The 20,183-nt window shown below is 42.0% G+C and carries 16 protein-coding genes; 8 read left to right on the top strand and 8 right to left on the bottom strand.

Annotated features, from left to right (window positions below):
- Positions 1 to 6 precede the first annotated feature (6 nt).
- The 3 genes from PR683_RS11770 to PR683_RS11760 form a co-directional block, all read right to left on the bottom strand.
- On the bottom strand, positions 7 to 2,760 hold the full coding sequence (locus PR683_RS11770) for a secretin and TonB N-terminal domain-containing protein (protein WP_272513575.1): 2,754 nt from the start codon (positions 2,758 to 2,760) through the stop codon (positions 7 to 9).
- 117 nt (positions 2,761 to 2,877) lie between these two features.
- Positions 2,878 to 3,864, bottom strand: coding sequence for a FecR family protein (locus tag PR683_RS11765; RefSeq protein WP_164528374.1), 987 nt, complete (start codon positions 3,862 to 3,864; stop codon positions 2,878 to 2,880).
- Complete coding sequence (locus tag PR683_RS11760) at positions 3,864 to 4,400, bottom strand: RNA polymerase sigma factor (protein ID WP_096864546.1); 537 nt, start codon at positions 4,398 to 4,400, stop codon at positions 3,864 to 3,866. The genes PR683_RS11765 and PR683_RS11760 overlap by 1 nt, the downstream gene beginning before the upstream one ends.
- Before the next feature lie 179 nt (positions 4,401 to 4,579).
- Between PR683_RS11760 and PR683_RS11755 the strand changes: the two genes are divergently transcribed.
- The gene (locus tag PR683_RS11755) at positions 4,580 to 5,362 is read left to right on the top strand and encodes an energy transducer TonB (RefSeq protein ID WP_123382509.1); all 783 of its coding nucleotides are present in this window, start codon (positions 4,580 to 4,582) and stop codon (positions 5,360 to 5,362) included.
- 26 nt (positions 5,363 to 5,388) lie between these two features.
- Here the strand turns inward: PR683_RS11755 and PR683_RS11750 are convergent, their stop codons facing one another.
- A complete protein-coding gene (locus tag PR683_RS11750) occupies positions 5,389 to 6,162 on the bottom strand; it encodes an AhpA/YtjB family protein (protein ID WP_196718577.1) in 774 nt (257 codons plus the stop codon).
- Between the two features lie 192 nt (positions 6,163 to 6,354).
- On the opposite strand from PR683_RS11750, the gene serB reads away from it, so the two are divergent.
- The 3 genes from serB to nadR all read left to right on the top strand — a co-directional run bounded on the left by serB (position 6,355) and on the right by nadR (position 10,302).
- Entirely contained in the window at positions 6,355 to 7,332 is a 978-nt protein-coding gene (gene serB / locus PR683_RS11745; RefSeq protein ID WP_004914755.1) for a phosphoserine phosphatase, read from the top strand.
- A gap of 319 nt (positions 7,333 to 7,651) precedes the next feature.
- Complete coding sequence (gene radA, locus PR683_RS11740; protein WP_004914753.1) at positions 7,652 to 9,037, top strand: DNA repair protein RadA; 1,386 nt, start codon at positions 7,652 to 7,654, stop codon at positions 9,035 to 9,037.
- A gap of 29 nt (positions 9,038 to 9,066) precedes the next feature.
- Complete coding sequence (gene nadR, locus PR683_RS11735; RefSeq protein ID WP_109911846.1) at positions 9,067 to 10,302, top strand: multifunctional transcriptional regulator/nicotinamide-nucleotide adenylyltransferase/ribosylnicotinamide kinase NadR; 1,236 nt, start codon at positions 9,067 to 9,069, stop codon at positions 10,300 to 10,302.
- Positions 10,303 to 10,492: 190 nt separating this feature from the next.
- Here nadR and ettA read toward each other — a convergent pair whose 3' ends face one another.
- Positions 10,493 to 12,160, bottom strand: coding sequence for an energy-dependent translational throttle protein EttA (ettA, locus tag PR683_RS11730; RefSeq protein ID WP_004914750.1), 1,668 nt, complete (start codon positions 12,158 to 12,160; stop codon positions 10,493 to 10,495).
- Positions 12,161 to 12,633: 473 nt separating this feature from the next.
- Between ettA and sltY the strand changes: the two genes are divergently transcribed.
- Together sltY and trpR are read left to right on the top strand one after the other, a co-directional pair.
- Positions 12,634 to 14,547 carry a murein transglycosylase gene (gene sltY, locus PR683_RS11725; RefSeq protein ID WP_204354428.1) on the top strand — a complete coding sequence of 638 codons (1,914 nt, stop codon included), beginning with the start codon at positions 12,634 to 12,636 and terminating at the stop codon, positions 14,545 to 14,547.
- Between the two features lie 325 nt (positions 14,548 to 14,872).
- Entirely contained in the window at positions 14,873 to 15,190 is a 318-nt protein-coding gene (trpR, locus tag PR683_RS11720) for a trp operon repressor (protein ID WP_004914745.1), read from the top strand.
- 441 nt (positions 15,191 to 15,631) lie between these two features.
- Here the strand turns inward: trpR and yjjX are convergent, their stop codons facing one another.
- Positions 15,632 to 16,168, bottom strand: coding sequence for an inosine/xanthosine triphosphatase (gene yjjX / locus PR683_RS11715; RefSeq protein ID WP_004914743.1), 537 nt, complete (start codon positions 16,166 to 16,168; stop codon positions 15,632 to 15,634).
- A gap of 52 nt (positions 16,169 to 16,220) precedes the next feature.
- Between yjjX and gpmB the strand changes: the two genes are divergently transcribed.
- Positions 16,221 to 16,868 carry a 2,3-diphosphoglycerate-dependent phosphoglycerate mutase GpmB gene (gpmB, locus tag PR683_RS11710; RefSeq protein ID WP_102138956.1) on the top strand — a complete coding sequence of 216 codons (648 nt, stop codon included), beginning with the start codon at positions 16,221 to 16,223 and terminating at the stop codon, positions 16,866 to 16,868.
- 43 nt (positions 16,869 to 16,911) lie between these two features.
- On the opposite strand, the gene robA is transcribed toward gpmB, so the two are convergent.
- Positions 16,912 to 17,826 (bottom strand): MDR efflux pump AcrAB transcriptional activator RobA, encoded by a 915-nt coding sequence (gene robA, locus PR683_RS11705; RefSeq protein ID WP_004914738.1) that lies wholly within the window; start codon positions 17,824 to 17,826, stop codon positions 16,912 to 16,914.
- 185 nt (positions 17,827 to 18,011) lie between these two features.
- On the opposite strand from robA, the gene creA reads away from it, so the two are divergent.
- Positions 18,012 to 18,488 carry a protein CreA gene (gene creA / locus PR683_RS11700; protein ID WP_004914737.1) on the top strand — a complete coding sequence of 159 codons (477 nt, stop codon included), beginning with the start codon at positions 18,012 to 18,014 and terminating at the stop codon, positions 18,486 to 18,488.
- Between the two features lie 110 nt (positions 18,489 to 18,598).
- On the opposite strand, the gene arcA is transcribed toward creA, so the two are convergent.
- Positions 18,599 to 19,315, bottom strand: coding sequence for a two-component system response regulator ArcA (gene arcA / locus PR683_RS11695; protein WP_004905684.1), 717 nt, complete (start codon positions 19,313 to 19,315; stop codon positions 18,599 to 18,601).
- Positions 19,316 to 20,183: the final 868 nt, after the last annotated feature.

Here is a 20,183-nt window from a genome sequence, read left to right as displayed (position 1 = left end):
GGTGGATTACAGGTCGTAATTGACTTGTAACCAGAACTGACGGCCCGGGTCGTAAGAGTTAATAACTCGGTTATCGAACATAAATCGGTCAGTAATGTTTTTATTATTCAATACGTTATTTACTTCTACAGAGAAACCGAAACCGTAGGCGAAATCAGGCTTCCAGCCTAGGCGAGTATCCCACGTATATTTACTAGCAAATTTTTGTTTGCTGTATTTACGAATTTGTCCCACTTCAGGATCGGTATAATAGTCATTGTCATAACGAACGGCTTGGTCACGAGCACCCCACCATTGCAGACGGTTATACCAAGTGACATCGTAATCATCCCAAACACTGGTTAGTTCTAAATTAAGTTTAATGGGGGAGTTGAAACTAGTAGATGGTAGCTTGGATGCATCGATCACTTTGCCGTCATACCAAACTTTGTTGAGGTTAACTTTATTGGCTGGGTCGAATGAGTTATAGCCCGAATCTTTTGGCGTATTACTTTCACTTTGCTGCCAAGTAAAGGAGGCATTCATCACGTGAGAGGCTTGTGCCCATTCCCACGGTTGACTATTTTTTACGGATAATGTCACTGTATCGTGAGAACTACGACCACCATTATCATACATACGAATGCTACGTTTATTGGCATCCGTTGAATTGTATTTAGTACGAGTTCTGACTTCATCATAACCTTCACGGTGTACATATTGTAGACGCCATGTGGTTGACATTACTTCTTGTTGTAAGGCAAGCGTTAACTCATCGTTATAGGGGGTTTTAAGTGAATCAACACCCTCATAATCACGTTCATCAGTCCATTCATTGGTGTTAGGATCAATTCCACAGAACATATAACAGTTTTGCATTCCTGCATTTTGAGCACCATACAACGCATAGGTAAGCATTGAGCGGCCGTAGTAGCGGTTAGCCCCTGCAATTAGTAAGGTTTCATTATTACCAAAAACATCATAAGTCCCAGTGATACGAGGGGCGATATTGGTACGATTAACGAAATCATCACGGTCAAGGCGAATCCCTGGGCGTAGGTTTAATTTGCCATACTGTAAATTGTCATCTAAAAAAATTGCATAGCTGGTGTAATCAGCCGAGTGTGTACCAGATTGGAAGCGAGTGATATGATCGGCGGAACCAATCCATTGAATATTGTCTGCTGTGCCGATGAAACGATAGCGATAGTAATCTTTATCGCGCTTATAAGTCCCCTTGGTATAAGAAACCTCAGAACCTAATGTGGGTTGGTGTGTAATACCGAAACCATCTTCCATTGGGTTGAAACGCATTATGGCTTTAGCAGTATGAATATTTTGTTTTGTTGTTAAGTCACCTTGCCCGCCACTACGCAGTGATTGAGGATTTTTCCAATCGCTGTAGTCTAGAAGTTCAACATAATCTTGTTGGTCGTTTTTTCTATCATCTTCTAATGTTTGGGTGCTGGCAGTTAGCTCTAATTTACCGATGTCATAATCATGTTTGAATACACCCGTAAATCCAAGTCCATCATGGGTACTGTCATAGCCTGAATTTAAGACAGAGCTAGCAAATAAATAACTGTTATATTTAGCATAATTAATAGATAGATCTAATGAGCTATGCGGCGATAAATCCGCTGAATATTTTAGGAAAAAATTATCCGAATCTCTTTTTTGTTTACGAGTTCCTTCAGGCGAATAAATCTCTTCCAATTCCCCTGAACTATTCAATGTAACGCCTGTTCCTCCGGTCGCTGTCATCGGGATAGTCGAGCTACGACGTGAGGCCGAGAATACGAGCCCTGAATTTTCACTCACCCCTAATTCAAACCAGCCACCAAAGTCATTTTTATCGTAGCGGTTTTGAAAGCGAGCAGGGTTGGCGGTATCATTTTTTGTGGTATCAATACCTTGTGTGGAGTCATGGAACAAGTTGTTCCAACCGGAGCGAGTTAAGCGGTAATAGGCATGGGCGCTATTTTCCCCTTGCCAGCGACGGCTATTGACTTCAACGGTTCCCCCTGTAAACCCACCAAATTCGACAGGAATGTTATTGTCATACACTGTCATGCTGTCGATCAGACGGCTATCGATGTAGATCCCTTGGTCGCTACTGCTCAGGCGGGTCGCTGTTTCACCGAGACCACTGTCTGCGGGGTCAAAATCATTATTAAAACTAACACCATCAAGGCGATAAGCATTTTGATAGCTGCTTGAGCCGTGGATTGAGATGCGGGAAGGCTTGATTTCTCCTTGGTTCATCGAGTTGCTGTCATTGTTAGCAAATTGGACAGCAGGGTTAGTTTTCATTAAATCGGTGATATTGCCATCACCGGTATTTTTCTGGCTAATCTCTTCAGACGTCACATATTGCGGTGCTGACATAACATCTGTTGCGGGGTGATTCTGAACAACGCCAGAGACTTGAGTTTCCGGTAATACCAATGTGCCTTGGCTTAAATTTTGCTGACGAATAACGAAAACACCATTTTCATTGATTAACTCTAAGCCGCTACCGATGAGTATTTTTTGTAATGCGGTTTGTGCGGAGTAGTTACCAGACAAGGCAGGTGCTCGTAAGCCATTTAACTGACCTTTATCATAAATCAATTGAATTTGGCCTTGGCGGCTAATTTCAGCCACTGAGGTCGCCAGTGATTGTTCTGGTAGTGAAAATGCGAGTTCTTGTGCTGATGCAGACTGACAAACAATGGCGCTACTCACCGCAATAGCAAGGGCGAGCGGCCTTAATCGGCTTTGAGTAAACTGAATAGACATGGTTATCCCTTATTCTTAAGCTGCACAAAAAATGTGCGAAAATAGGTCAGCAAAATGATGACTAGTTAAGAAGAGGGTGAAATGAGAATTATCCTCACCTGCAAATGAAAATATTTTTTATTTATTTTTTTTATTTTGAATAATCAATACGTTATTTTTATCTCGATAGACGACTTGTACCGGAAGTAATGAAGGAAGGGCTTGAAAGAACTGTTCTGGCTGATGGGTATTGATGCGACCTGAGATTTTACTCTTCGCTAATTGAGCGGGAGAAAGCTCAATATTTATCGATGAATAGTTTTTAAGTTCGTCGAGGACTTCTGAAAGTGGTTTATCAACAAAAACAAATTCACCAAAACGCCAACGAGCCACATCTAGCGGGTTGATGTGTTGGCGAGCGATTGGGCTGTTCGGCGATTGACTGACTGCACTGTCACCAGCAAGTAGGAAAACGGGTTGTTTGCTTGCGGCATCTTCAAAGCTGACAATGCCTTGGCTGACATTCACAGCAACTTGCTGAGCCACTTTGTTAACTTCAAATTCGGTTCCTACCACTTGAATACGCCGGTTATCAGCTTGAACAATAAAAGGCCGATAAGGGTTGGATTTGACTTTAAAGTAAACATTTCCCTGTTCTAGGTACAGATTACGCACTGGAGTTTCATAGGCGACATGAATACGGGTATTGCGGTTAAGAAACAGCTGAGAACCATCGGGTAATGTGACTTCTTTAGGCGTATCCGTTGCTACTAAGGTCATATTATTGAGTAACATCGCAGGCAAGTGGCTGTAAGGCAAAAACAAAATAGCTGCAATAAAAAATGCCGCTAAAGTGTTGCCCAAAGGGCGCCATAAGCGAAAAAAAGGGCGTTTTTCCTTCGGAAGTATTGTGCTAGCAGGGCGCGGCATATCATCAAAATCGCGCCATAGCTCAGCAATGGCATCATACGCTTTTGCATGTTCAGGTGATGTTGCAACCCATTGTTTGAATTGCTCAGTTTCAAGAGCACTAATGCGTTGGCTATGCATGCGGGTAAACCACAGCGCGGCTTCTTCATCAATGCGGCTTTCATCATCTGATGTTTGCAAAGAGTCGTGTGTCATTACGAATTATTGCCCTGATTATCAAGGTGTTTTTTACAGTGAACAAGTGCTGCTGCAATATGTTTTTCCACCATACTGATTGAAATTTCCATTCGCTCAGCAATCTCGCTTTGAGATAAGCCATCAAAACGATACAGCAAAAATGCTTCTCGTCGACGGGGGGGTAACGTTTCAAGTGCTTCGCTCAGCCGTTGGATCCGTTGCTGATGTTCCAAGATTTCACTGGGATCAGCTTGGCTCTGTTCAAAATGTGGCTCATGAGTAACGTCATCAATGGATGTCTCTGATTTAGTTTGGCGTTGGTTACGTCGCCAATGGTCAATCAAAACATGATTCGCAATTTTAAACAGATAAGCGCGGCTCTCTTTTACAGGCGTTTGTTCTTTACGGTTTAGCCATAGTGTAAACACATCCTGTGATAAATCATCAGCATCGTTGCTGTTATCTAGCCGATTGCGGAAAAAGCGCACAAGTTGGCTATATGTTGACTGATACGCACCGCTAATTTTACGGGCAAGAGATTTATCAATAGTCATTTTACTGGTGTTAATGTCATAAAAGAGCACAGTTGTGCTGATTAATAATCTGCTCAGATTACTTTATTATTTAAATCAATAATTTATTTTAATAATTGTGTTTTTACTAATAATAATGAATATCATTTTTGTTTGTATTATGCCTATAATCTGCAAAAAATAAAGTCGTGAGGCAGAATATGAGCAGTATGACGGGTCAGTTAGAGCGCCCGATTTTCCGTCCACTAGGCGGTTTGGTTTTAAGTTGTCTTTTCCATGGAACACTGGCAATCATTTTTATTGGATGGTTTACCTCTTCAATTCCTAAGACCGGGGTATTACCACCAGCAATCTCGTTGCAGCTGGGTGTTTATCAGCTTGAACAGCAGGCTGAGCCTGAAATCAATCATGCCCCTAAACAACAAATGACGACACGTGAGGAATCATTACCTGAAGTCATTGAAAAGGTGGATAAATTACCTGAAACTGCGATTGTAGATAATGGCACATTGACGAAAGTCAGTGAGAAAAAACGACCACCGAAAAAGAAAATTCCACAAGAGAAAAAAGTCATCGACGAAGCACCTGTTACCACCCAGGAGTCGACGGTCACTTCCGCCCCTGCATCAGGGAGCGAATCCAGTAGCAGTGCGAATTTTTCCAGTAATGCGTCTGCGGCAGTGAGTGGGCACCAAGGTTGGCAAAGTGAGGTTCATCAGCGGATAGCTAAAACCAAACGCTATCCGCGTGCTGCACTGCGTTACCGCTCAACAGGGGTTTCTCATATAAAAGTAGTTTTGGATAGTCGGGGCCAAGTGATTGCCGCCAGTTTATTGAATTCATCCGGTACGAAAATATTGGATAAAGAAGCGTTGGCGACAATTTCACGTGCTGCGCCTTTTCCTACCCCGCCAGAAACATTGCTAGTCGATGGTCGGGTCGAGTTTATTGCGCCAATCGTGTTCGACACAACTTCTATTTAAATTTAACTCAATAGCCCTTTTTAGGGCTATTTATCAGATGAATTTGGCTTATTTTTTGAGGTAGGCCGTTTAGGGCGATAAGGTCGAGGTTCTTTCTTTCGTTTCAAACGTGCTGGTTTAGTAGCTGGCGTTCCTTTGTTCTCTTGCTTGCCATCTTCATTACTGTTGTCATCTCCATTATCATCTTGATTTTCCTCTGTATTAATGACTAACGGAGGGGCTTGTTTGTGACCTTTCTTTTTCTTTAAACGCAGTAATGTATTTGCTAAAACGAAACCAATACACAAGGAGAGTAGAATAAAAATTCGTAATACATTGGTACTGTTATCTGCTTGTTGAATTTCGGCTGAAAGGAGCTCTGTATCAATCGTCAAGCGTAAATAGCCTTTTGGCTCTTTTGTTCCTTGAATGGGAACAACAAGCTGGTATTGAAAGTTTTGTAGTGATGAGCTGTCATCTATCGCGAGCCGTTCTTTTACCGTGGTAGGTTCACCAACTTGAGTGACCAATGTGCCGCTAGCGGTATAGATACTGGCATCTAAAATATACCTATCTTTCACCACGTTATTTAAATTGGCATTAATGCGCTCTAAGTTAAAATCTTTACTGCCTGGAACAATATAATCAGATAAGCTGAAGGCGACTTGTTCAGCAAGAACATAGGTCAATTGTTTAAATTGCTCAATTCTGCCTTGGTTTTGGCTATTTCCTAAATAAGAAATACCATGCATCAGTAAGGTTACCAGCGCAATGCAGATAACGATAATCACTGTTTTGTGGAGCCTAAAGGTAAGTTTCATTGCTTTATTGGTGCTCTCGACTTATTTTGAGTATAAAAATGTCGTTATACTTCAGGTAGTATGGGATTATCTTCAGTTTTAGCAGTAAACACATAAGGTCACAAAGCCTTAAAATTGAGTATAGTGGCTTCGTTCGGCTGCTCGCAACTTATCATTATAAAAAAGTTTTTTCGATTACAGGAGCTAATTTTCATGTCAACGAGTTTGACCTATTGTTATCTACCCGACGAAATCCAAAAATGGCCGGGGTTGCCATTGTCGTTAAGTGGTGAAGAAGTGATGCCATTGGATTATCGTGCAGGTGACAGTGGGTGGTTACTATATGGCCGTGGCTTAGATAAAGCGCGGATCAGTAATTTCCAACAGCGATTAGGGATCGCTATCGTAATTGTCTCCTCGTGGCGTATTGATGACTACCAAGTGGTCAGAATTGCCGGGAGTATTACACCGCGAATTAAAAAACTTGCTGACGAATGTTTATTAGATGTGGTGCCATTAGGGCAAATACCACGTTTGCGTTCACCGGGCCTATTACTGATGGATATGGACTCGACAGCCATTCAGATTGAATGTATCGATGAAATTGCTCGCTTAGCAGGGGTGGGAGAGCAGGTTGCAGAAGTGACCGAGCGAGCCATGTTAGGGGAGCTCGATTTTACGGAAAGTTTACGAGCAAGAGTTAGCTTACTTGAAGGCGCTGATGCCGCTATTCTTGATCAAGTGATGGAAACATTGCCTTTAATGCCAGGCTTAACGAATCTCGTACGTAAGTTACAAGCAATGAATTGGCACATTGCGATAGCATCCGGTGGTTTTACTTTCTTTGCTAATAACTTGCAACAGCGATTGAAACTTGTGGCGGCGGTTGCTAATCAACTTGAAGTCAAAAATGGCAAGTTAACGGGCAAAGTTAAAGGCCCAATTGTAGATGCGAAATATAAAGCGCAAACCTTGGTTAAATTGGCTGAAAAACTGGAAATTCCCATTGAACAAACGGTGGCGATCGGTGATGGGGCAAATGACCTGAAGATGATCCGTAAAGCGGGGCTGGGTATTGCGTATCATGCGAAACCAAAGGTGTACGCAAGGGCGAAGGTCGCTATTCGTCATGCAGATCTGATGGGGGTTATGTGTGTGTTGAGCGGGGGCCTCAAACACGAAGAACGCTAAATATTCTTCATATTTCGTGCTGTGGCGGTGTTGGCTGCACTCGGCTGCTTGGGTCACATACTTGTGTATGCTCCCCAAGACATCCTCTTTTGCCGCCTAGCCACAACCCGAACTATTTTGAATATTGATATCGATATTTTATGGTTTGTGCTGTGGCAGTGTTGGCCGCACTTAATCACCCTAGTCACATACTGATGTATGCTCCTAGGGATAACTAAGCTTGCCGCCTACCTACAATATCGAACTATTTAGCGTATAGGGTTGAAATGTTATAAAAATAAGAAATAAGAACAAAATTGAATTTTAAGAGGAGTTTGCTGTGGCAAAAGGGGTTAAAAGGGCGTTTGTCTGTAATGATTGCGGGGCAGATTATCCGCGTTGGCAAGGGCAATGTAGTGCGTGCCATGCATGGAATACCATTACGGAAGTGCGTCTGGCCTCAACAAGCTCTTCATCGCGTACTGACCGCTTAACGGGCTATGCAGGAAATGCGGCTGGGGTCAGTAAGGTTCAGAAATTATCTGAAATCAGCCTCGAAGAACTGCCTCGTTTTACTACAGGATTTAAAGAGTTTGACCGCGTGCTCGGTGGCGGAGTCGTACCTGGGAGTGCCATCCTCATTGGGGGGAACCCCGGAGCGGGTAAAAGTACCTTATTGTTGCAAACCATGTGTTTGTTGTCCCGTGAAATGAAAACTCTGTATGTCACAGGAGAAGAGTCTCTTCAACAAGTGGCGATGCGAGCGCACCGCTTAGGGCTACCGACCGACTCACTCAATATGCTGTCAGAAACCAGTATTGAGCAAATTTGCTTAACTGCGGAGCAAGAGCAGCCCAAATTGATGGTGATTGACTCTATCCAAGTGATGCATATGGCGGATATCCAATCTTCCCCGGGCAGTGTGGCACAAGTTAGGGAAACCGCGGCTTATCTTACCCGTTTTGCGAAAACCCGTGGTGTGGCCATCATTATGGTCGGTCACGTCACCAAAGATGGCTCATTGGCAGGCCCTAAAGTCCTCGAACACTGTATTGATTGCTCTATTATGCTAGATGGCGATGCGGATAACCGCTTCCGTACTTTGCGTAGTCATAAGAACCGTTTCGGAGCAGTCAATGAATTAGGTGTGTTTGCCATGACAGAACAAGGGCTTAAAGAAGTCAGTAACCCCTCAGCAATCTTCTTAAGCCGTGGTGATGAAATCACATCAGGTAGTTCGGTAATGGTAGTTTGGGAGGGGACAAGACCGCTGCTGGTGGAAATCCAAGCGCTTGTCGACCATTCTATGATGTCGAATCCACGGCGTGTTGCGGTCGGGCTTGAACAAAACCGTTTAGCCATTTTATTGGCCGTATTACACCGCCACGGTGGTTTGCAAATGTCAGACCAAGACGTTTTTGTTAACGTCGTGGGGGGCGTTAAAGTCACCGAAACCAGTGCTGACTTAGCACTATTGCTGTCCCTTGTTTCTAGTTTTCGTGATCGTCCGTTACCTAGAGACCTTGTGGTATTTGGTGAAGTTGGGCTGGCAGGGGAAATTCGTCCAGTTCCAAGTGGGCAAGAACGTATCTCTGAAGCAGCAAAACATGGTTTTAAACGCGCTATTGTCCCTCATGCGAATATGCCCAAAAAATCACCTCCGGACATGAAAGTGTATGGCGTGAAGAAATTAGCAGACGCATTAAGTATTTTGGATGAATTATAAGCTTTTAATTTAGGGTAAAAGGAAAATACATGGCTGAATTTGACTATCTTAAAAACGCAATTAAACGAGCGGGTTACACGCTCCAGCAAGTTGCGGATGCGACAGATATGACCAAAGGCTATCTCAGCCAGTTGATTAACGACAAAATTAAAAGCCCTAGCGCACAAAAAATTGCGGCTCTTCATCGCTTTTTAGGTCTTGAATACCCCAACCAGCAAAAAACGATTGGTGTGGTGTTCGGCAAATTTTATCCATTACATACTGGGCATATTTATTTGATTCAACGGGCGTGCAGCCAAGTGGATGAGCTTCATGTCATTCTCTGCCACGATGAACCCCGTGATAAGGACTTGTTTATTAACAGTTCTATGTCTCAACAGCCCACAGTAAGCGACCGTTTACGGTGGTTATTACAAACCTTTAAATATCAAAAAAATATTCATATTCACTCATTTGATGAAAATGGCATAGAGCCGTATCCACACGGTTGGGAAGTGTGGAGTGATGGAATGAAAGGCTTTTTGAAAAAGCATAATATTAACCCAAGTTTTATTTATTCAGGGGAAGCGAATGACGCTCCGCGCTATAAAAAATATTTAGGTATCGAAACCATTTTGATTGACCCTGAACGTACGTTTATGAATATTAGCGGTAACCAAATTCGTCAGGCGCCGTTTCGTTATTGGGAATATATCCCAACGGAAGTTAAACCCTTCTTTGTGCGTAAAGTGGCGATTTTAGGCGGTGAATCGAGTGGTAAGTCTACGTTAGTCAATAAGTTAGCGAATATTTTCAATACATCCAGCGCATGGGAATATGGCCGTGACTATGTGTTTAGCCACTTAGGTGGTGATGAGATGGCATTGCAATATTCTGACTACGACAAAATCGCCTTAGGACACGCTCAATATATTGATTTTGCAGTAAAATATGCTAATAAAGTCGCATTTATTGATACCGACTTTGTCACGACTCAAGCCTTTTGTTTGCGCTATGAAGGCAAAGAGCATCCATTTGTTCAGGCATTGATAGACGAATACCGATTCGATTTAGTCATAGTTTTAGAGAATAACACTCCTTGGGTAGCTGATGGTTTAAGAAGCTTGGGGAGTGATAAAGACCGGAAAGCGTTCCAAGGCTTACTCATTGAAATGCTGAAGAAAAACAATATTGAATTTGTGCGTGTAGAATCCTCAGATTATGACACACGCTTCTTAGAGTGTGTCACCCTTGTTCAGCAGTTACTGATGTTGGATGACTTATAAATAAAGTCACCCAATAAAAAACGGCATCGAATGATGCCGTTTTTTATTCTATCTATATGATATCGATCCCTTAAATAATTTGAATTATAGGTAGGCGGCAAGAGAGTGAGTCCCTAGGAGCACACACCAGTATGTGACTAGGGCTCACGAGCGCAGCCAACACCGCTATAATTCTAAATTATGACAGGGATTATTTGGTCATACGCTTATACTTCATACGATGTGGCTGCAACGCTTCCGCGCCTAACGTCCGTTTTTTGTAATCTTCATATTCAGAGAAGTTACCTTCGAAGAACGTAATATTACCTTCGTCTTGGTAATCAATAATATGGGTTGCAATACGGTCAAGGAACCAACGGTCATGGGAAATAACCATGGCACAGCCTGGGAACTCTAACAGGGCGTTTTCCAGCGCACGTAAAGTTTCAACGTCGAGGTCGTTGGTTGGTTCATCGAGTAACAGGACGTTACCGCCCACTTGCAGTAATTTAGCTAAGTGTAAACGGCCGCGTTCACCACCTGATAACTCACCAACACGTTTACCTTGGTCCACGCCTTTAAAGTTAAAACGACCCACATAGGCACGGCTTGGAATTTCAAAGTTACCAATACGCATGATATCTTGGCCGTTAGAAATTTCTTCCCAGACAGTTTTGCTGTCATCCATCGCATCACGGAACTGGTCAACAGAGGCAATTTTTACGGTATCACCTAACGTGATTGAGCCGGAATCCGGTTGCTCTTGGCCTGAAATCATACGGAACAGGGTGGATTTACCCGCACCGTTAGGGCCGATAATCCCGACTATTGCCCCTTTCGGGATTGAGAAATTCAGGTTATCAATCAGAACGCGGTCACCATAAGATTTACTTAGGTTTTCAACCTCGATAACTTTATCCCCTAAACGCGGTCCAGGTGGAATAAACAGTTCGCTAGTTTCGTTACGTTTTTGATATTCAACGCTATTGAGTTCTTCAAAGCGAGCCAAACGCGCTTTACCTTTAGCTTGACGGCCTTTTGGATTTTGGCGGATCCACTCAAGTTCTTTTTCGATAGACTTACGGCGAGCGGCTTCTGTAGAGGCTTCTTGCGCCAAACGCTCATCTTTTTGCTCAAGCCAAGAAGAGTAGTTACCTTCCCAAGGAATACCTTCACCACGGTCAAGTTCGAGGATCCAACCCGCAACGTTATCTAAGAAGTAACGGTCATGCGTGATAGCCACAACAGTCCCTTCGTAATCGTGTAAGAAACGCTCTAACCAAGCAACAGACTCAGCATCTAAGTGGTTGGTTGGCTCATCGAGCAGTAGCATATCGGGTTTTTCGAGTAGTAAGCGGCAAATTGCCACACGACGGCGTTCACCCCCAGAGAGGTTTTCGATTTTAGCATCCCAAGCGGGTAGGCGCAGTGCATCCGCCGCACGCTCTAATTGGTTATCTAAATTATGGCCATCTTGTGCGGAAATAATCGCTTCTAACTCGCCTTGCTCTTTCGCGAGTTTATCGAAATCTGCACCTTCTTCCGCGTAAGCTGCATAAACTTCATCTAAACGAGTTAATGCATTTTTGACTTCGCTAACCGCTTCTTCAACGGCTTCACGGACAGTATGTTCAAGATTTAACTTAGGTTCTTGCGGAAGATAGCCGATTTTCAAACCAGGTTGTGGACGTGCTTCGCCTTCGATATCGGTATCAATACCTGCCATAATACGCAGTAATGTTGATTTACCTGCACCATTAAGACCTAAAACACCGATCTTAGCCCCCGGAAAGAAGCTCAGAGAGATATTTTTTAAAATATGACGTTTCGGTGGAACAATTTTTCCAACCCGATACATACTATAAACGTATTGAGCCAATTTATTTACCTTTTGATTTATAAAGGGAATTTTAATTTTCTGTTTCTATGCAGTAGGAATACATGACCTACTGCGATTGGATAAACAACAATAAATATTTTGGTATGAACTATACCTGATTGCGTATGTGATGGTCTAGGCTATCTGCGTTAACTCGAGAGTAAAAACCTAATAAATATAAAGTAAAAGACTGTAAAGTCGAAAAATTCAAGAACTCTCCGCTGTTACTAAATAAAAACTTTCGGTAGCATTCATAGTATTGATATATGTTTAATATACCCGTAATCCTTCAAGTTGCAGCGCTTTTCGTTGAGGTGTAAGTGACAGCACTAGGCTAGCCGAGTTACATAGTTTATCTATGCTCCCCCGTCTATCTTCGCTTGTCGCCTACCTGCAACTCGAATTATTTGGGGTATATATAGGTTAAGGTTTTCCTGTATTTTGACTTTAGTTTAGCGATGGAGCGAGTGAATATGAAAGGTTGGTTATCGGCAGTACCTGTAACAATGTTGCTGGTTTCCAGCACAGTATGGGCGGATTCCTTACAGGCACAGCGGGAGCGTTATCAAGCAATTAAGGTTGCATGGGATGCCAATAAAATGGATGAAGTCGAGCGCTTGCTGCCGACCTTGCATGATTATCCACTTTACCCTTATCTCGCTTATCGTGAGCTAACTCAAGACTTAGATATTGTATCACCTCGCCAAGTTCAGGAGTTTATTAATACTTACCCGACGCTACCCGTTGCTAAAAACTTAAAAACTCGATTTGTGAATGAGTTAGCCCGTCGTCAAGAGTGGAAATCATTGCTGGAGTTTAGCCCTGAAGCCCCAAAACCTGCAGAAGCACAATGTAATTTTTATTTTGCTAATTGGGCTGTGGGAAATAAACAAGTTGCATGGCAAGGGGCAGAAAAAGCCTGGTTAAATGGCCGTTCAATGCCGAGTGCTTGTGATAAGTTATTTAATGAATGGGAAAAAGAGGGTTATTTAACCCCTGAAATGACTCTTGAGCGCATTAATTTAGCCATAAAAGAGGGTAATACTTCGATTGCGAGTTATTTAGCTAAACGTTTACCAGCAAGTTATAAAACGATTGGTGATGCGTTAGTGAAATTACAAAATGATCCAGCCTCAGTTGTGACATTCGCCAAAACGATGACGCCAACGGATTTTACTCGCCAAGCCACCATCGCGGCTTTTAGTCGTTATGCACGTCAATCCCCTGATGCGGCTCGTATGGTACTTAATAGCATAAGTTCTGCACAAAAAATGAACATGGCAGAAAAGCAATTACTTAAAGACAGTATTGCTTGGCAATATATGGGAGATGTGACCCCTGAACAGGCTCAATGGCGTGATGAGACCATTCAAGAAAGCAATTCATCTTCATTGAGAGAGCGTCGTGTTCGTTTGGCATTAGGGGCTGGCGATAAGAAAGGTGTCGCTTCATGGTTAAATCGCTTGCCAGCGGAAGTGAAAAATAAAGAAGAGTGGCAATATTGGCAGGCCATCACGTTAATTGATGCAGGTAAAAAAGCAGAAGGTGAGACGTTACTTCGCCAATTAACTGAAAAACGCGGTTTCTACCCAATGGTTGCAGCACAAGTTTTAGAAGTAGATTACCCTGTATACGTTAAAACGGCTGTTAAACCAGACTCAAGCGTCAGTCAACTCCCAGAAGTTCAGCGAGTTAGAGAGTTAATGTATTGGGAGCTAGACAACCTTGCTCGTTCTGAATGGGTGAGTTTAGTGGCATCGCTACCTGCCAACCAGCAAGAGCAATTAGCGCGTTATGCGTTTGATAATAAGTGGGCGGATCTCAGCGTGCAGGCGACTATCACTGCTAAACTTTGGGATCACCTAGAAGAACGTTTCCCATTAGCGTGGGATAAAGAATTCAATTTATATACCAAATCGAAAGATATTCAAAAGAGCTATGCAATGGCAATCGCTCGCCAAGAAAGTGCGTGGAATCCACAAGCTCGCTCACCTGTCGGAGCGACAGGTTTGATGCAATTGATGCCAGCAACAGCAAAACATACCGCGCAAAAACAAGGTATTAACTACGTAAATGCTAGTCAATTAACTAATCCTACGACCAATATTGAGCTGGGAACAGCATATTTGGAAGATGTTTATCAGCAGTTTGGTAATAACCGCATTTTAGCCAGTGCGGCTTATAATGCAGGCCCATCTCGTGTGACTCGTTGGTTAGGTAATAGTGGTGGGCGTATTGATGCGGTCGCCTTTGTGGAAAGTATTCCGTTCTCAGAAACTCGCGGCTATGTGAAAAACGTGTTGTCATATGACTTATTCTATCGGCACTTTATGGGGCAGAAAAATAGTAAGGTGTTGCTTTCTAATGAGTGGAATATGAAATACTAATTCGCGTCATCCTTCGCACTGTAGCGGTGTTGGCTGCACTCGCTAGCCCTAGTCACATACTTATGTATGCTCCTAGGGCCTAGCTCTTTTGCCGCCTTGCTACAGCACGAATGCTTTAGCGTGTTGGTGGGTATGGGAAATGTTTATTTCTAACTTTCCACATCGGTCGATTAGATATTATTCAAACTATCTAAAGCGTTATTAGCTAACTAAATGAAATTTGGTTATTTTTTGTATTATTGAAGCTTGAAAAGCGTTTGGTTGATGATTTCTAATAAGAGTGTGTTATTATTTGTACTAGTTAAATAGTATGGGTGGATAAACGATGACAGCAAATCAACACCAAGATCCGGCTCTAACAGCCGATGAGAACGCTGACTGGCTGCGCTTTGTGAATTTATTACAATTGGCATTTGAACAAGATATTCATCTGCCAGTTCTTCAGTTATTACTCACGCCAGATGAGCGTACAGCGTTAGCGACTCGCGTTAAAATTGTGCAAGAACTGATGCGCGGCGAAATGAGCCAAAGAGAACTGAAAAATGAGCTAGGCGTGGGAATTGCGACTATTACGCGCGGGTCAAATAGTTTGAAGTCAGCGCCTATTCCTGTGAAGGAGTGGTTGGAGCAACAACTCCTCTAAAATATTCGTCATACTTCGTACTGTGACGTTGTTGACTGCTCTCGGCGACTCGGGTCACATACTTATGTATGCTCCTATTCGTCATACTTCGTACTGTGACGTTGTTGACTGCTCTCGGCTACTCGGGTCACATGCTTATGTATGCTCCCCGAGCTATCCTCGTTGGTCGCCTAGTCACAGCACGAATTATTTAGAATATAAATACGCGTCATATTTTGCACTGTCACGGTGTTGGCTTCATGAGGGAGCCTTAGTCACATACTTGTGTATGCTCCTAGGGCTTAGCGCCACTTGCCGCCTACCTACAATTCGAACTATTTAGTGTATTGGTATTGGTCATATTTCAAATAAATAGGCACAAAAAAAGTATGGTTTCCCATACTTTAGTGTGAAAAGAGTGGTGTTTAATCGCACATGCAATTTTAATTATTTTAAGTATAATTAATCTTCTACTTGGTTTAGCTCTTTATAAATTTCATGCTTAATGGGAACCAAGGCCAATATCAAGGCTTGTTGGTAAACACTGGTGCGAGTTAATACCCCGTCAGTGAAAAAACCAATGGCACCACCTTGTTGTTTGATATTATCGATGCCTGTTAAAAAGGCCATTTCATCACCGAGTTCACGGCCTTCACGAATACCCGCCAGAATTTTTTCTGGGATCATAATACTGGCAGAGCGAGACTCACCGCGTATTTGCTTATGCTCAATCACTATCCAAGCAAATGTCATATCGTCTTCGATACCCGCTTCAATACCAACCCAAAAATCCGCTTCAGGGCGAACTTGCCGAGAGGCCATGACGCGCTGTCTAGCCCCAGTACGGGTTTCATTATTACCGATAGGTTGCTGTGGAACGCTGCTATCGACATTAATATCTTCAATTTGATAACTGCCAGCCCCAAAAACAGCATCGAAAGCAAGATGGATCGCTTTAATTTTGGCAGGATTAGTCGTTGCAGCTATAACTTGGTACATTAATTATTTTCCTTTGAACACATACTTCGAAAAGTAATAACGGAACACATCTATGTTACAGGTTTATCTTGTTCGCCATGGCGAAACTGAATGGAATTTAGCTCGTCGCATCCAGGGACAATCCGATAGCCCTCTGACCGCCACTGGACGACTGCAAGCAAGGCAGGTGGCTGAGAGGATAAAGTCAGAAGGCATTACCCATATTATCACTAGTGATATGGGACGCACACTGGAAACTGCACAAATAATTGCAAGTGTATGCGGGTGTGAAATTACCACAGAACCGCGTCTACGTGAACTAAATATGGGCGTTCTTGAGCAAAGAGCAATAGAGTCGTTAACGCCAGAGGAAGAACAGTGGCGTAAAAGCTTAATTGATGGCACTCGTGGAGGACGAATTCCAGAGGGTGAATCGATGGAGGAGCTATATACACGCATGTTTGCAGCACTAAATAGTTGTTTAGATTTGCCTGAAGGGAGTCGCCCACTGATTGTTAGTCATGGTATTGCGTTAAGTACGTTAATTAGCCGTATTATGGGGGTTCCTGCCTATTCAGAACGCCGCTTGCGTTTACGTAATTGTTCACTATCTCGTGTTGATTACCAAAACAGCCCATGGTTGGCGAATGGTTGGATAGTTGAAACAGCTGGTGAGGTGACACACTTGTCGCAGCCTGCTCTCGATGAACAGCAAGGTTAACGATTTAGAAAAAGGAGTTTCAACAAACTGAAACTCCTCTACTTTAAGGTGTTGCGGTCGAACCTGTTTTGATTGGGACATAATAATCAAAGGTATCGATATGTGTTTTTGGGTCATCATTTTCTGGGGTGATATGACGTAAATCGATATTTTTTAATCGATAATGTTCGATGTCATAACCAGGACGACGCGTTAAATTCAGCTTAGGCAGATATACACCATAAATTTGGTATAAAAACTCTTGTAATGCATCTCGAGTTGGTGTGCCGTTGAACGAAAATTTAACATAATGGCCACTTGGCAACGTTAAACTTGTGTATTGGTCAGTGTTAAAACTTGCATCTTCGGGTCTTACCGCAGTGGTATAAAACACCGTTTGTTCATCTTCTTTTTCTGGATTATGAATGGCATGGTGCAAGCCAAAAACTTCTGACGCAATAGTCGTCGTATTATCCAAATAGTAGTGCCAAAATGTCTGGCGCATTTGCGAACAGGCCGTTGACCACTCTTCTAACGCATAAGAACAACTTTGTTCCAAGCCAACCAGCTCTTGCGCTGGCATTTGCAAGAATTCATGTTCAATATTCGTGTGATTATCTAAAATAATCGGTGGGCAAATTCCTGCTGCACACCATTCTTCACTTCGGCGGTAAAAAGCAGGGGTTAGGTTAAATTGCTTTTTAAAGGCTCGAGTAAAAGTTTGTTGCGAATCAAAACGATACTGTAACGCAATATCAAGAATTGGTCGGCTTGTTAGCCGCAATGCCACAGCTGCACGAGAAAGCCTTCTGGCTCGAATATAAGCACCAATCGCTTGGTCAGTCACCTCTTTGAACATTCGTTGTAAATGCCATTTAGAGTAGCCAGCTTTTGCTGCAACATTATCCAGTGAGAGTGGTTTGTCTAGGTTGTCATCTATCCAGCGAAGCAAGTCGCGAATAATATTAGTTTGATCCATGTATATCCCCAGCCAATGCGACTTATAGAACAGATATAATCTATCAATGAATTGCTATTCTATATCAAGTTATCTTTTTCGTTTATAGTAAATGAGTTGTATTTGATAATTAGTTAAGAAAGTGAATAATAAGTCTCGTTTTACTACGAAGTTTTACCGATTTTTAGTTGAATAGGGAATTCAGTATGCGTCGTTCCAGATTAAAAAATATCGTACTTGCAGCATTATTATCAGTGTTGCCGGGCATCACATTTGCTGAAGAAATTGGTTCAGTCGATACTGTTTTTAAAATTTTCGGCCCTGACCATAAAATTGTCGTTGAAGCATTTGATGACCCCGATGTTGAGAATGTGACTTGTTATTTAAGCCGTTCAAAAACAGGGGGAATCAAAGGTGGCTTAGGTTTAGCAGAAGATACTTCTGATGCTGCAATTTCATGCCAGCAAGTTGGGCCGATTGAGTTAAATGACCGTGTCAAACGCAAACCAACGAAAGGGCAGGTTGTTTTTCAAAAACGAACATCTTTAGTTTTCAAGAAATTGCAAGTTGTACGCTTTTATGATCCTAAGCGTAATGCATTAATTTATTTGACTTATTCAGATAAGATGATCGATGGTTCTCCAAAGAATGCGCTGAGCGCAGTACCGATTATGCCTTGGTGATCACAAAATAGTTGAGCCGCTATACTCGCAATAAAAATCACTCGCAAATAAAAAATCCGTTGCCTGAAAGACAACGGATTTCGATAACCAGTAAATAATTAGCTTTCTAATTATTCGTCTAAATCACCACAGAAACGATAGCCTTCACCGTGGATAGTAGCGATAATTTCTGGTGTGTCAGGTGTCGATTCAAAATGTTTACGAATACGACGGATCGTTACGTCAACAGTTCTGTCGTGTGGTTTTAATTCACGGCCAGTCATTTTTTTCAGCAGGTCTGCACGAGTCTGAATTTTTCCTGGGTTTTCACAGAAATGCAGCATCGCACGGAATTCACTACGGGGTAATTTGTAGTGCTCACCGGCAGGGCTGACTAATGAACGGCTGTTGATGTCTAATTCCCAACCATTAAACTTATAGCTTTCCACTAAACGACGCTCTTCCGTACCACCCGCTAAATTCATTGTACGGGACAGTAAATTGCGTGCACGAATAGTCAGTTCGCGTGGGTTAAATGGTTTAGTGATATAGTCATCAGCACCAATTTCAAGGCCAAGGATTTTATCGACTTCGTTATCACGTCCTGTTAGGAACATTAACGCAATGCTTTCTTGTTCACGAAGCTCACGAGCAAGTAATAAACCGTTTTTTCCTGGTAAATTAATATCCATGATGACTAAATTGATGTCGTGCTCAGAGAGAACGTTATTCATCTCTTCGCCATCAGTTGCCTCATGAACCACATAGCCTTCCGCTTCAAAGATGCTTTTAAGCGTATTGCGTGTGACAATTTCATCTTCAACAATCAAAATGTGTGGGGTCTGCATAGTTGCTACCTAAAGTATTAAAATAAAAATACTGAACTCACAAGCCGTTTCCAGTTAGGTGGTTATTGATATTGTTCTCTGGAAAAACCGTTTATGAGTATAAATTTGTTTTGAAATTCAACAGTGACATTATGTTGCCATTTTAGGCAAAAGACTTTAACTGCAAGTCAAAATGTAAGCACTTTCCCAATATTGTACTGTTAACAGCAATATAACAGCTAATACTGCATTTACCACCTAAAAAACTAACTTTTGTTGATACATATCAAAATCAATTGTAGCACGTTAACAAAAATTGTTAGGCAGATAATTATATAAATTAATGCGGTGTTTAGGAATCAGATAGCGTCTAAAAAAGGGGAGTAGTTGATGCATAGGGTATGCTTCGGCTTGGTATCAATGAATATAGTCTTCAATGAGTTAAATATACCATTATAAATAATGTTTAATTTGTGACTTACCTCCAATTTCGAAATGTTATTTTGCTACAGAAAAAGGTGAAAAATTTATCTTGCTAGAGATAACGGGGTGTAAATATTTAGTTTGTGATTTTTTGTTTCATTTAATTAGGAAAAATACTTATTTTATTTTGCTGTGACTATTTTTTAACAATTTCATAGCATTTGTTTGTAATTTAAACGAATGAAAAAATCATAAAATTAAGTATCAATACTGACTTGTGTAATGGTGCCTATGTATTGATGAACATGGGGCAAATGATAAGAAATATAGCTGCTAAATGCATTGATTAAGTGGGTCATTGTTGTTCATATTTTCATTTTGATTTTCTTCACAAGAAATCGCTAAAGGCTATCTGTTTTGCCTATTTAATAGGCAATTTCATTTCTGGCTAGGTAAAAAATTATTT

Source organism: Providencia sp. PROV269, from assembly GCF_028477785.1.
Lineage (GTDB): Bacteria > Pseudomonadota > Gammaproteobacteria > Enterobacterales > Enterobacteriaceae > Providencia > Providencia rettgeri.
The sequence above is the reverse complement of the archived record's forward strand: the minus strand, read 5'-3'. Positions and strand labels throughout refer to the sequence as shown.